This is a genomic window from Moorena sp. SIO3A2, assembly GCF_010672265.1.
GTDB classification, from domain to species: domain Bacteria; phylum Cyanobacteriota; class Cyanobacteriia; order Cyanobacteriales; family Coleofasciculaceae; genus Moorena; species Moorena producens.
Window position 1 is genome coordinate 68,487 of record NZ_JAAHHC010000021.1, and the last position, 15,356, is coordinate 83,842.

The following is a 15,356-nucleotide window of genomic DNA, read 5'->3' on the forward strand; positions in this document are numbered from 1 at the left end:
AAGGGTTTAATTGCGAGGCTGTTTCAATATTCTGCACACTGGCATTATGAATCATTTGTCCTTTTTGAGAAGCTGCCCTAACCAAACTGACTACTGTATTATAGCTGAGGGGGTGACAAAAAGGCTAAAAAGTAAACGGGGTGTGGGGTGTAGGGTGTGGGGTGTGGGGAAAATAGAAGGGAATTTCGAGTTACCCGGTGCAATTTCATTCCGTCCCCAACCTGATTCAAGCGTCCCTACCAACGTTTCAAGCTCCTGATCTAAACCCGACACCCTTGCACCCGGTCACCCCACACCCAGTAAGGCTTTTAAGGCTGTTTGTCACCCCGTCAGCATTGAGACCCATCCCTTCACTTCTGGCTTTGAGAATCTCGATCATGCGACTTAAGGGGGTGCGCAGTCCTGCTATGGGGGTGGCGAAGGTCTCACGCTCAGTACGTATCGCACTCAAAGCAATGGTAGATGGTTCCTGTGCCGTTTTGGGTCTCATAGCGGTCGTGGGGTTTAACTTGTGGACTACCACACAACGGACAATTTTGGGATAATAACTCCATTGCTCACCTCTAAGTCGTGACAGGTCAAATCTTACCTATTATCCCTCCTAATTCAGATATAGCAAGACTTTCAACCACCCGCTTAACGGAACCAGTGCCTATATTTCACGAATCATTTAAAACTCCTATATCTACTGGTCTGACAAACCTGCGTAATGGCTTAAATATCACATTTTTGATCAATTTTTATGGCCTTTATTTTTAATTAAGATTATTGATAACTTTTATTAACTGTGCATAATACTGTGCATAATTATGTGATATTCTTCTCTAAGAGTTAATACAACTACGAAATCACTAAGTCGATGTAATCAACAGTAAAGTGGGATACACTGTAATCCCTCAATATTCCTAATGCACAGCAGACAAGCATATCGGCTAGTCAAATTTATCTCGAATTAGTGGAGGATATCCATGGCATAGCAAACTATGTAGTTATTTAAACTACAATCAGCAAATTATGAGTATTAGTGATCAGTTCACCAAAACCTACAGTAACAATACTTAAAAGTATGTGATCACCGTTACTCAAAAGGCAGTAGTTATTTCCTTTGGCATGGACGACCAGCAGCGTAGTTACTATGCTGCGCTTAACCTCAATCATCAAGACGACTCCAAAAGATCTTTTAATGGTAATTAATGGCCTGGAAGTCTTTCCCTGTTACCGTGATCAAAAAATAGTTTTTAATTTTGCTAGAAGCTATATAATCATAAAGGTCAAATACTGCAAAAATTCAATTCAGTGAACGGAAAGCGATAATAATGGAAATAGGTTTTTTAAAAGGGCGAGACTTACTTAGTCTGTCAGATCTAAAAGCTGAAGAAATTCTTCAGCTTTTAGATCTAGCAAGGAAAATGAAAAGTGGTCAAGTTAACATTCAATCGAATAAACTTTTGGGCTTGTTGTTTTACAAGCCTTCTACGCGAACTCGGGTTAGTTTCTGGGCAGCAATGTCTCGACTTGGAGGGAAGGTTCTAGATCTTAATCCTGCACTAACCCAAGAGTCTCGAGGAGAACCTTTATCAGATATGGCAAGAGTTTTGAGCAAGTACCTTGACGTGCTAGCAATTCGTACATTTGGCCAGGAGCACTTAGAAGAGTACGCCCGCTATGCCAACATTCCAGTTATTAATGCTTTGAGTGATTTTGAACACCCTTGTCAAGTACTGGCTGATCTCCTCACAATTCAAGAATGCTTCGGGTCTTTTTCTGATCTCACACTAACTTACTTAGGCGATGGCAACAATATCTCCCATTCACTTTTGCTTGCCTGTGCCCTAGTAGGCATGAATGTTAGAGTTGCTACGCCTCAAGAGTATCAACCAAATCTTACAGTTCTAGAGAAAGCTAAGGCAATTGCTCAAGGCCGAACTGAAGTGCAGCTTCTCCACGATCCCAAATTAGCAATACAAGATGCACAGATCATCTATACAGATATGTGGGCTAGTATGGGTCAAGACGACTCTGGAGACATGCGTCTTCCATTATTTGAGCCTTATCAAGTAAATGATGAATTATTGAGCAATGTAGGGTCAGAAACTATTGTGATGCACTGCTTACCAGCTCGGCGAGGGGAGGAAATTACGGAAGAGGTTATTGAAGGCTCTAGATCTCGAGTTTGGCAAGAAGCAGAAAACCGAATGCATATTCAACAGGCTTTATTAGCAAGCCTTCTAGGGGATGATTAGTTTTAAGTTGCTAATCCAGACTAGCTAATTGGTTAACTGTAAGAAGCTGTTTGAAAAGTCTGAAAGGTTACGCTGATTCACTCTTAGAGCCAAGTGAAAAATAGGGACTTTGATGGATAAGTCTAGGTAATCTAGACCACTTTGAGGTGATCATCTTTGAGGTGATAATCCATACTTTTCAAACAGTCTCTAAGTTTGCTAAATCAATAAAATTCATTTTTATAAATTAAACCTTTAATTTTTGTAAATTAAAAGAATCTAGAAACTAATTTAGTTTTATGATATGAATGTAGACCTAAAATTTCTGTATCCAATACTACTATTACGGATATAATTAGCCATGAATTCACAGAAAGCAATTCAAGATCCAGAGAGAAAATCAATATTAACGGACTATTTAAGCCCTGATCATCCTATTGATGAAATATTTAATCGTTACGAGTCTAACGTTAGATCGTACTGTAGAAGTTTCCCTGCTGTTTTTAGTCGCTCTAAGGGCTCAAAACTTTATCTTGAGTCTGGAGAAGAATTAATTGATTTCTTCGCAGGTGCAGGAACTCTTAATTATGGGCATAACAATCCTTTTATTAAGGATAAAATATCTCAATATATATCCCAGGATGGTCTTATCCATGGCCTAGATATGTATTCTAGTGCAAAAAAAGAATTTCTCCATAAGTTTTCAAATATTCTGAATGTAAGGGAGTTGGACTACAAGATCCAATTTCCTGGTCCAACAGGAACTAACGCCATTGAAGCTGCTCTTAAGTTAGCTCGAAAAGTTACAGGTCGGGAAGGTATTTTCTCCTTCATGGGAGGCTTTCATGGTGTATCTTTAGGAAGCCTTGCTGTGACAGGGAATCAAAAATTTAGGAAAGCAGCTGGCTTGCCTTTGACTAATGTTACATTTATTCCTTATGAAAGTAGTCCATATGGGAATTTTGATTCCCTTGGCTATATAGATCGAATCTTAACAGATCCTTCTTCAGGCATTGAACTGCCAGCAGCAATAATTGTTGAAACAGTTCAGGCAGAGGGAGGTGTCTATGTAGCTTCTATTGATTGGCTAGAGAGCTTGAAGAGTTTGTGTGAGCGACATGATATTCTGCTGATTTGCGATGATATACAAGCAGGTTGTGGTCGCACAGGCTATTTCTTTTCCTTTGAAAGAGCTAATATTACACCAGATATTGTTACGCTCTCTAAATCCTTAAGTGGGTATGGTTTACCGTTATCAGTAGTCCTAATGAGGAGGGATATCGATATTTGGGAGCCTGGCGAACACAATGGAACATTTAGAGGAAACCAGCTCGCTTTTGTTGGGGCAAGTGCCGCTTTCGACCACTATTGGGGAGGAAAGAGTTTAGAAATTAAGTTAAGAGAAAAAGAATCTTTTCTATCCAATTTTATGCAATCTGAAATTTTAGAAAAGTTTGAAGGAGTTGAAGTGCGTGGAGCTGGTATGATTTGGGGAATTGATATGTCAAGTCACAGTAGTCCTGAAGTATCTAAAAGAGTTTCACAGCTTTGCTTTGAAAATGGTTTAGTTGTTGAGGTCTGCGGAAGGAACAGTAGTGTTATAAAATTGTTACCGCCATTAACTATTGATATCCATGACCTCCGCCAAGGTTGTGAGATAATAGTTAAAGCAATGAGCAGATTGTGGTAATTAACTGATAGGAATCAAATATGATTGTTTCCTAAAATCAAATTATCTGCATAAATACCTTTGTAATAAACTATTTGGAAAGTCATAAATGTTACTTTACTATTTTTTTAGTATGGCCTGATCATAGGGGCTATAGAGACATATCCTAGAGATAGCTTGATTAGTTTAAGGTAATAACTTTGGCTTTCCAATGATCCTCTGAGAAATTGGATTAATTGCATCCTCTTATAAAGGAAGTAAAAACAGGAATAAAAAACTAAAATGAAAGATATTAATACAGTACTGGAAATTGCTGAAATTGGAGAACCAATTGCCTTTGCTGTATCAGGTGGGCTCGATAGTTGTACGATTACTCGTTGGCTTACTGATAGAGGAGTGAAAGCTATTTGTTTTACAGCCGATCTTGGCCAACCAGATGAGAAAGATATTTCTCATATTGGAGATCGCATAAGAAAATCCGGTGCATATAGCCATCATTTCCTTCATTTACAAGACCACTTTGCTGAAGCAGGGCTGAAACTCATTCAAGCTCAAGCCTTTTATGAAGGTGGATATTGGAATATAACAGGAATTGCACGCCACATCATTGTTAAGGGTATCCTTGAAGCAATGACTCAACATAAACTCTCAATTCTTGCCCATGGATCTACAGGGCGTGGCAATGATCAAATTCGTTTCCAAGTTATGGCTCACATGCTCAATCCAGAAGTGAAGTTATATGCTCCTTGGCGCGATCCGATCTATTTGGATAAATTTCAAGGTCGTGCCGAAATGATTGACTTCTGCCAGGCTCATGGGCTTCCAATTCGAGCAACTAAAGATACTCCGTACTCAACAGACGCAAATTTATTGGGTATCACCTATGAAGGAGGTAAGCTTGAAGACTTAAAGACACCTTCAGATTTTGTTACTCCTACTATGGGAGTTTATCCAAAAAATGCACCTGATAAGGTTGAAAGGTTTGTTGTTCGTTTTGAGCAAGGAAGGCCAGTCGCAATTAACGAAAATCAAGTGTCTTTACTTGATGGGTTTAAGTTGGCTAATCAAATAGGAGGTCGAAACGGGGTTGGAATTGGAGTTCACGTTGTTGAGAATCGAATTGTAGGGCTAAAATCTAGAGGAGTTTATGAACAGCCTGGTATAGATATTCTTAGCAAATGTTACAGATTTCTCCTCCAACTAATTCTTGATCGAGCATCCCAAAAGATGTTCGATCAGATGGCTTCACAACTTGGAGAAAACATTTACTATGGTTTAGGTTTTGACCTCCCTTCGCAAATGGGTTTTCGAGCTATTGAGCCCGTAACAAATTTAGCTACAGGTACGATTACAGTAGATATTTACAAAGGACATGTAACATTTGTCTCTGCTGAAGATGTACCACACAGTATTTATACAAAAGAAACAACTTCTATGGAGAACATTGGAAGTTTTAGCCATCTTGACTCAGAAGGTCTGCTTCGCATTCTTAGTTTAAGTGCTCGGGCAAAAGCTCATAGCCGCTTAACTCATAGTTGGTAAATCAAGATTTGTATTCATGGAGGCTAATTTTTAGGGCAATATATGGATAGATGATATGCATTTTAACTTTGCGGTTATTGGGAATGGCTTGCTAGGATCTGCTATTTTAGACGAGATTTCAAAAGATCATTCTAGTGTTGTGGGATATGGCGCAAACTATGGTACAGCAGGTCGCTATTTCTCAAGCCATGAGGATGATTCAAGGCTTGTTAGAACTTATCATGATGACCACTACTGGGAAGATCTGGCAATCCGTAATCTTCAGGAAATTAGAGCTTTGGAAAAGGAAGTAGAAATGAAAGTCTTCTACGACCTTCCTGTATATTATAATCGTAAAGATAACCAAGATGCCTTGTTGTATGCCAGCCTTCAGCCTATTGATGAGCAACATTCAGCAAGGGTACGACCACTCTTCAATGCTGAAGATATAGAAGGAGGCTTCCTTGACCCAAAGAGATATATTAAAGCCATGAATAGGCGTTCAATAAGGCGTAGCATAAATATTTATCCAACGGCAGTAACCTCTGTTACACAGGATAGAGAGGTATATCAGCTTATTCCATTAACTGGTCAAAGCGCTAGCACAGACATTGTTATTGACACCCGGGGAGCGTTTTCGGAAGAAGCTTTCAAACAAGGTAAAATCACCATTGTAGGAAAAGTTCTTATTTACACCACTGCTCCATTAGATGTAGAAGAAGGTAGCTTTTGCTTTATCGATTCATCCCCAAAGCAAAATGTCTTTCAGAATGCCTACGGCTTTTTCCAGTATCAAAAATTAGAGAATACAGCTATCTCAAAGTTCGGATTTACAGAATTACATTATGAAGAGTTAGCTAGCATAGATAAGTTGATATGGTGGTTCCAAGGGGGATATACTGAGTACAGTTATTTACAGGAAGCATTGCTGTATATAGAGGAATTTATGGGTGGATCCCACAAACTTTTGTCAGTCAAGCCATGTGCCCTTTCACTTACGAGTAATGGTAAGCCATTTGTAGAGCGAAAAGGGAATTATATAACAATCACAGGAGGAAATGGAAACCTCGCAAAGTGTAGCCAAGCTTTTGCACAGGAAGCATTACATCTTGTCGGTTTATGATAATCCGTTTTGTACAGAAGTCACTAACAAGTTTTTTTTTAAAGGAGTCAGATAGCTTATGTATATTCAACGTAAGATCGAAGCCTTAAGTAAGTATGAATATGGTTGCGATTTACGGCGACTTTATCCTTCCCAGGATTTATCTAACCCTCTCTACTGGGGATCCGCAATTGCTTCTGTGCGACCCGGTGAGTGTACAACCCCCCATAAGCATGATGAGCTAGAAACTTTTATCGTATTGGCAGGGAAGGGAAGGATGTACATTGAGGCAGAAGAAGAAGATCTTGAAGCTGGGGATGTTGTTTTCATTCCCAGAGAACAAACCCATAGGTTTCAGAACCTGTCAAATCAGGATCCACTAACTTTTATTACCATCTTCTGGGACTCGCCAGAGGCGCGAGAACAAATTAAAACCTATATAGATAATCAGACTAATGCTATAAATTCCCAGCAAGGAGACCTATCTCAGAAATGATTCTTATTATTGCACCACCACCTACTCCCAATGGGGATCTACATGTTGGCCACCTGTCTGGTCCGTATCTAGCTGCAGATATCTTCAAACGGTATATCAGACAACATGGACAGCAAGCGCACTATGTTGTCAGCACTGATGACAACCAATCCTATGTGGATACGACAGCTAGGCGATTGGGAATAGAGGTTACATCTTTGATCAACCAGTCTCGTACTGAAATCCGTGATTCACTCTCAAGTTATGATATTGCTATCGATCACTTTGGGAATCAGGATGCGAGCTATCGCGAATTTGTTCAGGCTTTCTTTGAACGGTTATACTCATCTGGCCTTGTTGAAGTAGCTGAAATGCAGGTCTTCTATGATAAGAAGACGGATACTTACCCGATCGAATCATTTATCTCTGGTTTCTGTCCCAATTGCTTGAGTTATACATGTAGTGGTATTTGTGAATCCTGTGGACATCCTAACTCTGCAATTGATCTTCTTGAAGTGCAATATCCTGGCTTAGAGATTTTGAAGGAACCAAGGCTTGTCCTCAAACTTGAGGAATTCCGTTCTGAGCTAGAACAATATTTGCTTGGGATGGAAACACACCGCCCCGCGCTAAAGCACCTCATTTCTTCTCTTCTAGATCAACCTATGACCCCTTTTCCACTATCCTATAAAATGAATCGGGGGATTAGTATAGATTTTGCTCTTTCTGATCAGAAACTAAATGTTTGGGCAGAGATGTATCCTGGTCACATTTACTTTCTCAAAAAATCAGCAGGTCAACTAAGTAACAAAGATGAATATGTCCAGTTTCTTGGTTTCGATAATTCTTATTTTTATGTTTTCGTCCATTTCGCCTTAGGGATAGCCGCACAAAAATGTGGGTTCGATTGGCCTTTGCCACGTGGATTTATCACTAACCAATTTTATTATCTTGGCTCTTCTAAATTCTCAACCAGTAAAGGTAATCTCATTTGGGCACGAGATTTGGTGAAGGATTACGAGGCAGATATTATTCGCTTGTTCCTTGCGTTGCATGGCCCTGAATTTCAAGAAGCAAACTTTTCCCTTATAGCCTTTGAAAAGACAGTATCTGAAATTGCCCGAAAAATTAATGATATTGTAGAAGTTTTCAATGCTAAATTAACTAGTATGGAAAATGGAGATGACTACAAGAATAATAAGACTATAGAGAAAATAATCTCTATCTTGTCGAAGCCTCTAGATCTCAAGGATTATTCGTCAAGTATTTTAGCCCAACGCGCTCTGAATATTATTGATTTTTTACGAGAATCCCTCCAACATGGCAATCATTCTTTACTTCCCTTCGTACCTGTTTTACTAGTAATGGGACTTGACCCTTTTTGCCCTAAGTATACACAATCTATTCGTGATAAGTTTGAATTATCTAACTATAATTGGGAGGAATTGGTACCATGTTGTCATATACAACACGAACTTCCAAAATTGCTGGTGAAGAGATAATATACGATGTTATTGGAGTCGGCTTTGGGCCATCTAATATTGCTCTTGCCATTGCTATGGAGGAAGGCAATTATCCAGGCAAAGTGCTCTTTATAGAGCGTAATACACAAGTATCTTGGCATGAGGGAATGTTACTAAATGGTAGTAATATCCAAAACAACCCTTTGAGGGATTTGGTTACTCCAGTCAACCCTAGAAGCAAGTATACTTTTGTCAATTATCTCCATCAGAGTGGTCGGTTGTTCGATTTCCTTAACCTTGGAGTTACGCATCCCCTTAGACAAGATTACTACGATTATATTGTCTGGGCAGGAAGTCAATTTCAGAACGTGGTGTATGGAAGTTCTGTGACCAAAATTGAACTCGCTTATATAAGTGGTCAATACCTATGGCGACTTACAAATAACCAAGGTACTAACTTCTTAACTCGGTGTTTAGTAGTGGGAACGGGTAGGAATCTTAATATTCCTAAAATCAAGGGAGTAAATAGTCCAAACGTTATTCATTTTGTTAATTACCTCCATCATATTAAAAAATATGATAAAGACTCACCTATTGTTGTGCTTGGAGCTTCACAGAGTGCTGTGGAGATTATCTTGGATCTAATTAACAAAGGCTATCAGCAGATCTATTCGGTTCATCGTTCTTTTTCATATTGCCTCAAGGATACTAGCTGTTTCAGTGATGAAGTATACTTTCCTGAGTTTGTAGATTACTACCATGGGCTACCACCTCAAATGAGAGCAGAGTTGGATAAACAGCTTCGCCGTACTAACTACTCCTCAGTAGATAAGGATATTCTTGATGCCTTGTATTTAATACGGTATGAGGACAAAATAAACCATCGCGAACGTTTGAAGATTTATCGCAATTGTGTGGTTGACGAGATCAACCCGAATGGAAAAAAATCTATCCTTATCCGACAGCTTTATAAGGGCAATATAGATGAACTCCCGTGTGATTTAATGATATTGGCAACTGGGTTCTTAGATATCGGTCGTAATGGCCAGGAAGGATTGCCAAAACTACTCCGTGATGTAGCAGATAATTTTGTTTGGACAGACGATTATCTCAAGGTGGAGCGGGACTACCGTATTGCCATGAAAGAAGGAGTTTCTTTACCAGATATATACTTGAATGGGTTATGTGAGTCTTCACATGGTTTGGGGGATGCCGGTTCGATCAGCCTTGTGTCACTGCGAGCACAAGATATTCTGGGTGGTATTCTGAAGCGGCTTAGTCCTGTAGTTGTCTGAACGTGAGAGGGGCACTCACGTCATAAAAGTGGAACTGTTACCAAAAAGTTTGGGTCATTAGCCCCGTCCTTCTAGGACGGCTTTTCATGATTATGTGATAGAATAAAAGCATAAGCAATAAACTTTTTGTCAGATAGGTACTATCTAATCATAAATAGACAACGTAAAAAATATGTATGAGATACGTATTCCGTAATTTGGTCTAACGACTACAACGTCTATGAAAAACTTAGATAAAAAAGTATAAAGGTGCGCTTACAGTCGTCGAATTAAATTCGCCGACGGAAAGCGCACCTTTGGTTAAAACTTTTTTATTAAGGCTCCAATCTTCTAAGGTTTCGTCTCCGGCACACCGAAACCTAGATCTATGATCTAAACGCTTGGGGAAATTTGTCCTCTACTTTTTCTGACTCCGGTTTGAAAGAGCCACGACGAGTAGTAGAGCCAAGAATCCCCGTTCTTTTAGGACGGAGATTGTCAAATGACTGCTATTAAGCGCACTGGGCTTCCAGTTCCACCATAAACTTTAGATGCCCCAACAAAAAGGAATGCTCCTGAAGGGGGAATGTTGTCAAGGTTAGCCACATTTTCTAATCCCCAAAGCCCATTCGACAACCAAGTATTATGAACTGGGAAATCCTCCGAAGCCCCTTGATCAAGGCTAAGAGTATCAACACCGATGCCAAGCACAGATCTTGCTTCCAACAGAAACTCTACAGCCGTTTTACTCCAACCAGGGAAATGAGGAATTCCTTGTTTATCCATGTTTACAAAAGCATTATTATCTCCGAAGTACTTTCCCCAGCCACTATTCATAATAATGATGGCATTGCTAGGGATCTTTCCATACTTCTTTTCCCAACGCAAGATATCGTCCGGAATCACTGTAGCATCATGATTATGTAGCACACGGTCTCGAATATCTAACACCACCAAGGGTCCACACAGACAATGAACTGGAATCTCGTGCACAGCAATGCCATCTTTGATAAAATGAATGGGAGCGTCTAAGTGCGTTCCAGTATGCTCATTCAGATGTAATTCATAATCTTGATAGCCATTCTCACTATATGTTGATGCTATCTCTAGTCTCATAGGTTTATCCCCTGGGAATACGGGCGTTTGTGGTCCTAATGTATGAGTTAGATCAACAATATGCCCTCTAAGTTTCGGTGGTTTTATATAGTTATTGTACGCTGCCATATACTTATCTGAAACAACCGGGGTATAATTGTTGTCTAAGCTTCTTTGGTAAAGATCTTTCAAAGTTCTGCATAAACACATAGAAACTCAACCTTAGTATGATTTGAATATAGGAATACAACCACTATTAATTTTTACAGCAGTGATTGGGTCGCGAGAGTTGAAGCGACCTCTTTAATTTGGACACCATATCAAACAGAATAGTCCTTTCTGTTTTACCATGTTTTTCCCATTGTCAGACTTCCTCGGTTTTTGAGGGTTGCGTTGTACTCACTCCAATTCCTAATCTTATATTGGGTCTTGGCCGTTGCTTCTATCATGGCTGGGGGGAGTTTTATTTTTCTATCTACAGATTATCCCACTCAACTCATACTCTTTATGCAACGAAGCCCAGTTGTATTAATGCAAAACTTGCACGATAGAGAGGACAACTATTAATATGTCTACTGAACAAAGAGTGAAACATCCCTTTCATATATATGAGGCAATTCTTGAGCAACCTCAAGCATTTGCCCATGCTGCTAGGTGCAATGAAAGATTAATTGATGAGTGTGCTGCCCGTATAGCCTCTTGCGAGCGGCTATTTACAGTTGGGATTGGCACTTCACATTATGCTGCTCAGGTGGGTGAACACCTAATGCGTTTGTATGGAGGAGAGCTGTTCACACAGGCAGTTCACTCATTTGACTTTGCGCTTTATGGACTTCGCATTACACCAAGGGATTGCGTCATTGGTATTAGTCATCGTGGGAATAAACTCTATACAGTTGAGTCGCTCAAACATGCCCGTGAAGCAGGTTGTTACACAGTGTTTATTACAGGTGAGGGTGGAGCTAATGAGGCTGTGCAAACCGACATTACCCTTACTACTGTTGCACAAGATAAGTCATCAGCTCATACTGTCAGTTACATTGGTGCGATTTCAGTCCTATCTGCTCTTGCGGAACGTATCGGCTATCATCGCACTGGGGCAAGTTTTCTAACGAAAAACTTCCTGCACCATGAACTCCCTGAGGCACTACTCACAGCACTGGAAACAGAGAATGAGATAGCACTACTTGCCCACGAATACGTTAATCGACGGCGTATTTGGTTAGTTGGTGGTGGTCCGAATGCTGTCACGGCTCATGAGATCGCACTAAAAATTAAGGAAACTTCCTACTTGCAAGCTGAGGGTATGTCAATCGAGACAATTCTGCATGGACCATTTCAATGCGCTGAAGCAGAAGATCTCTTCGTTTTGATTGCGCCAGCAGGGGCGGCACAGGGGCGCGTTATCGAGCTAGTGGGACTCATCCAAGAAATTGGTGCTGCCTCCTTGGTCATCAGCGACGGAACGGCGGAATCACTGCAAACTGACGCAACCAGTTGGGTTGCTGTACCTAAAGTTCCAGAACCCTTCTGCTCTATAACTTGCCTTGTGCCATTGCAACTATTTACCTACTACTTAGCATTGGAACGTGGAACAAACCCTGATGGATTTCGCCTTGAAGATCCACGTTTTGCCCGTGCACGCTCATTAATACGTTTGTAGTAAGCACCTACACAGAATTAATGGGAGCAGGTCCAAGTTGCAGAAGAAATAAACTATGTATCATCAGAGCAAGCTTAAACCCATGAAGGGGCTAGAGATTTAGTACTAATGTTGCTGCATAAGTGACATGCTCCCCAATTAATTACCTGAGTAAGGTCTGCTGAATAAGTCGGATAAAAACAACTGAAGATCGATACGGCGGTTTGCATAACTATCAGCTACACAGAATTGTTTTAATGCTCCGAAATCCCTGCTCCCTGCTCCCTAAAAATCCAGAACTTTGTACCTAACTGAATTGCCAAGCGCTGTAAGCTTATTCCTCACAAAAACAAACTTATTGCAATCATAAACATAATAGCTCCGATTACTATGTCTAAAATTTTCCATGATCTTGGATTGCTGAAAATTGGTGACAGCATCCTTGACCCATAACCCAAGGTGAAAAAGAATATGAACGATGCCGATATAGCTCCCAGTGCAAATTGAATTCTTGCAGTAGAATAATGGGTGGATATTGATCCCACAAGCACAACTGTATCTAAGTACACATGAGGGTTAAGCCATGTGAAAGCAAGGCAAGTTGTAATAGCAATGGCAAGAGATGTTGAATCGTCAGTAGATGGAATTAAAGAATCAGATGATTTAGCAGCTAACCAGAAACTACGTATACCATAGCCTGTAAGGAAGATGGCTCCAAAATCTCTGGCAATCTCTTCTATCCAAGGTATTTCTTCTATGATTACATGAAATTCAGAAACACCAAAAGCTATCAAAATAGCATCTGATAAAGCACAAATTAAACAAATGATAAAAACATGCTCCTGCTTTAAGCCCTGTTTTAATATGAAAGCATTTTGTCCTCCAATTGCTACTAGTAAAGAAAAACCAAGCCATGTACCAGAAAGGAAAGCGGTGAGCATCTGTGATATTTTTTTGATATTTACAACCGTTGGAATAAACATAAAATGCTAGGAAAACTTCAACAATTTTCATCAGAGAAAGATTCTCTAGCATTTATCTCTCAAAACATCCTAACTTAGAGTAGACCTCTTGCAAAAGTATTTTTCTGCTGGGAGGGTGACACAGGGTACAGCGGCGAAAAATTATGACTCGGATAAGGCACGACTGTAAGGGAATCGAAGCTTTCAAAACCTTCAGCATATACCTTGTATCCATGCTGGCTCGCAACGCTAATTGACGAGTGCTACGTTTATAGCTTGTTTCAAGATTGAGTAAATTGAGACCCTTGCGCGCTTGAGTAAAGCCATATTCTGTGGGGTATGCCCTGTACCAATTCGGCTCCCATCCTCCCCAAAAGTCACATCTAATACCCAATGAAGTTGATTTTCAATGGACCAGTGTTTTCGGATAGCTTTGCCTAACTTTTGAGCATGGGGTGGTAGAGAAGTCAGGTAAAACATCACCTCACGAGTAGTCTTGTTCCACAGATCGCGGGTGCGAATAACCATCACAATAGTCTGTAATCCAGACCAGTGGGACTGCTTATATAAATCTTGGTCTAACGAGGCAAGAGTTACCGCCCACACAATCGCGCTTTTCAGTACGATTGTGTGCTGATTCTACCCTAATATCATAGCTATACTCAATATCCTCTTGCCTGATTAGCAACAGCAGCTTCTTTCCCATTGCTTCACCTGCGTGAAACTTAGTGGGATGATTTTTTTTGAGCGCCAAAACATAATCTCCACCCAAAGCACGGATATCATGGGTTATTTCATACTGAGTTCCCATGGCATCAATGGTAATTATGCATCCAGAGATATCCAATAATTCTAGTAAGGCGCTTGATGGCTGTAATCTCATTGCTTTTATCGTCCACTTTAACAAGCCCTAGAAATAACCGATGCTCACTCGCGATCGCACTAACCACATGCAAAGCTGATTGTGCGAGGGTTAGATCATAGGAACCCTTGATTTGTTTGCCATCAATCGGAATCACCTGTGCCCCATTATCTGTCACTAAACTAGTTAACCAGCTCTGGAAGCTATCATCAAACACACTGGGGGATATTTGTTCAAACACTCGCCTGTAGGTATCTGCCGAGGGAATTCCATTGGGCAATGGTAAAAAGGTAGACAACCAATGGTAATGGCTGATTCCATAGGTTTCAATATCTTCCCATCCCCTCGCACCGACCATGGTAGCTAATAGTGAAATCGTGATAATACTGATAAATGGATGAAGCAGCCCTTGTTTACCTATTGGGTCTGACAGCTTCTCAAAATGTTCGAGCATTTGCGGCTATTGCTGTTGACTATCTCCGGCGGGCTTTAGTGGTAAGGATAATGGACTGGTTGCGGCGGTTTTAGTGGGTTTATTGAAGCCAATGACCATTGGATACCTTGATTGTGACATCGGTTCCCATAGCATATTATGAGTTCGTTTTTCCTGACTTGCTCTTTCCGGTTGAACATTGGGCACAGTGGATTTTCTCACAGCTGAAATATTCCTTGCCATCAAGTGGCATCAACAGCGTGTCAGCAAATCCTGGAAACTTCCTCAAATGCCCCTCGTTTTCCAGCATTTGCACAATTTACTCAAACACTGGTGACACACACTCAGGTAAGACTTGGTGGAGTAAACTTCGAATTTGGTTGTCGAGAGGCATGTGATGCACTCCAAACAGGCTTTGGGCGTTGCTGCACCCTTTGCTTTTTTCCATCTGGCGCTGGTAAGCTAGAAATGATGGGGTGTGGGTCAAGAACACACCAAAGGCACTTAAACCGGCATCTTCCATTCCATAGCGAGTGTTTTTGCCCGTGGGCAAGTCTTGCAGAGATTTCAGACAGGAGCGAAAAGAACTGACTATTGTGTTAAACAACTCTGGTGCTTTGGCTCGCTTCAACTCTC

General features: G+C 40.5%; 13 protein-coding genes and 2 pseudogenes. 9 read left to right on the forward strand and 6 right to left on the reverse strand.

Annotated features, from left to right (window positions below):
• Positions 1-247: 247 nt before the first annotated feature.
• Positions 248-490, reverse strand: a complete 243-nt coding sequence (locus F6K64_RS22340; RefSeq protein WP_008188185.1) for a hypothetical protein — start codon at positions 488-490, stop codon at positions 248-250.
• A gap of 578 nt (positions 491-1,068) precedes the next feature.
• Here F6K64_RS22340 and F6K64_RS22345 point away from each other — a divergent pair.
• The 8 genes from F6K64_RS22345 to F6K64_RS22380 all read left to right on the forward strand — a co-directional run bounded on the left by F6K64_RS22345 (position 1,069) and on the right by F6K64_RS22380 (position 9,747).
• Positions 1,069-1,194: a hypothetical protein gene (locus F6K64_RS22345; protein WP_287266328.1), complete on the forward strand. Its 126-nt coding sequence runs from the start codon at positions 1,069-1,071 to the stop codon at positions 1,192-1,194.
• Between the two features lie 122 nt (positions 1,195-1,316).
• Complete coding sequence (argF, locus tag F6K64_RS22350; RefSeq protein ID WP_008188186.1) at positions 1,317-2,243, forward strand: ornithine carbamoyltransferase; 927 nt, start codon at positions 1,317-1,319, stop codon at positions 2,241-2,243.
• A 340-nt stretch (positions 2,244-2,583) separates the two neighbouring features.
• Positions 2,584-3,912: a diaminobutyrate--2-oxoglutarate transaminase gene (ectB, locus tag F6K64_RS22355; protein WP_008188187.1), complete on the forward strand. Its 1,329-nt coding sequence runs from the start codon at positions 2,584-2,586 to the stop codon at positions 3,910-3,912.
• Positions 3,913-4,173: 261 nt separating this feature from the next.
• Positions 4,174-5,433 (forward strand): argininosuccinate synthase, encoded by a 1,260-nt coding sequence (gene argG / locus F6K64_RS22360; protein WP_287249771.1) that lies wholly within the window; start codon positions 4,174-4,176, stop codon positions 5,431-5,433.
• 55 nt (positions 5,434-5,488) lie between these two features.
• A complete protein-coding gene (locus F6K64_RS22365; RefSeq protein ID WP_287266330.1) occupies positions 5,489-6,535 on the forward strand; it encodes an FAD-dependent oxidoreductase in 1,047 nt (348 codons plus the stop codon).
• 58 nt (positions 6,536-6,593) lie between these two features.
• A complete protein-coding gene (locus F6K64_RS22370; RefSeq protein WP_287249777.1) occupies positions 6,594-7,010 on the forward strand; it encodes a cupin domain-containing protein in 417 nt (138 codons plus the stop codon).
• Positions 7,007-8,491, forward strand: a complete 1,485-nt coding sequence (locus tag F6K64_RS22375; RefSeq protein ID WP_287249779.1) for a class I tRNA ligase family protein — start codon at positions 7,007-7,009, stop codon at positions 8,489-8,491. The genes F6K64_RS22370 and F6K64_RS22375 overlap by 4 nt, the downstream gene beginning before the upstream one ends.
• The gene (locus F6K64_RS22380) at positions 8,443-9,747 is read left to right on the forward strand and encodes a SidA/IucD/PvdA family monooxygenase (RefSeq protein ID WP_008178307.1); all 1,305 of its coding nucleotides are present in this window, start codon (positions 8,443-8,445) and stop codon (positions 9,745-9,747) included. Before F6K64_RS22375 ends, F6K64_RS22380 begins: the two co-directional genes overlap by 49 nt.
• Before the next feature lie 477 nt (positions 9,748-10,224).
• Here F6K64_RS22380 and F6K64_RS22385 read toward each other — a convergent pair whose 3' ends face one another.
• Complete coding sequence (locus F6K64_RS22385) at positions 10,225-11,031, reverse strand: cyclase family protein (RefSeq protein WP_081431845.1); 807 nt, start codon at positions 11,029-11,031, stop codon at positions 10,225-10,227.
• A 358-nt stretch (positions 11,032-11,389) separates the two neighbouring features.
• Here F6K64_RS22385 and F6K64_RS22390 point away from each other — a divergent pair, with 358 nt between their 5' ends.
• Entirely contained in the window at positions 11,390-12,484 is a 1,095-nt protein-coding gene (locus F6K64_RS22390; protein ID WP_008178302.1) for an SIS domain-containing protein, read from the forward strand.
• Between the two features lie 320 nt (positions 12,485-12,804).
• Here the strand turns inward: F6K64_RS22390 and F6K64_RS22395 are convergent, their stop codons facing one another.
• From F6K64_RS22395 to F6K64_RS39040, 4 genes and pseudogenes are all read right to left on the reverse strand, one after another.
• Positions 12,805-13,446 (reverse strand): LysE/ArgO family amino acid transporter, encoded by a 642-nt coding sequence (locus F6K64_RS22395; protein ID WP_008178299.1) that lies wholly within the window; start codon positions 13,444-13,446, stop codon positions 12,805-12,807.
• 184 nt (positions 13,447-13,630) lie between these two features.
• Positions 13,631-14,741, reverse strand: a pseudogene (locus tag F6K64_RS39035) (ISAs1 family transposase); the annotation flags it as partial.
• A gap of 6 nt (positions 14,742-14,747) precedes the next feature.
• Positions 14,748-14,942 (reverse strand): hypothetical protein, encoded by a 195-nt coding sequence (locus F6K64_RS22405; RefSeq protein WP_131826941.1) that lies wholly within the window; start codon positions 14,940-14,942, stop codon positions 14,748-14,750.
• Positions 14,884-15,315: pseudogene (locus tag F6K64_RS39040) on the reverse strand (hypothetical protein); the annotation flags it as partial. The pseudogene F6K64_RS39040 and the gene F6K64_RS22405, both read right to left, overlap by 59 nt.
• Between the last annotated feature and the right edge of the window lie 41 nt (positions 15,316-15,356).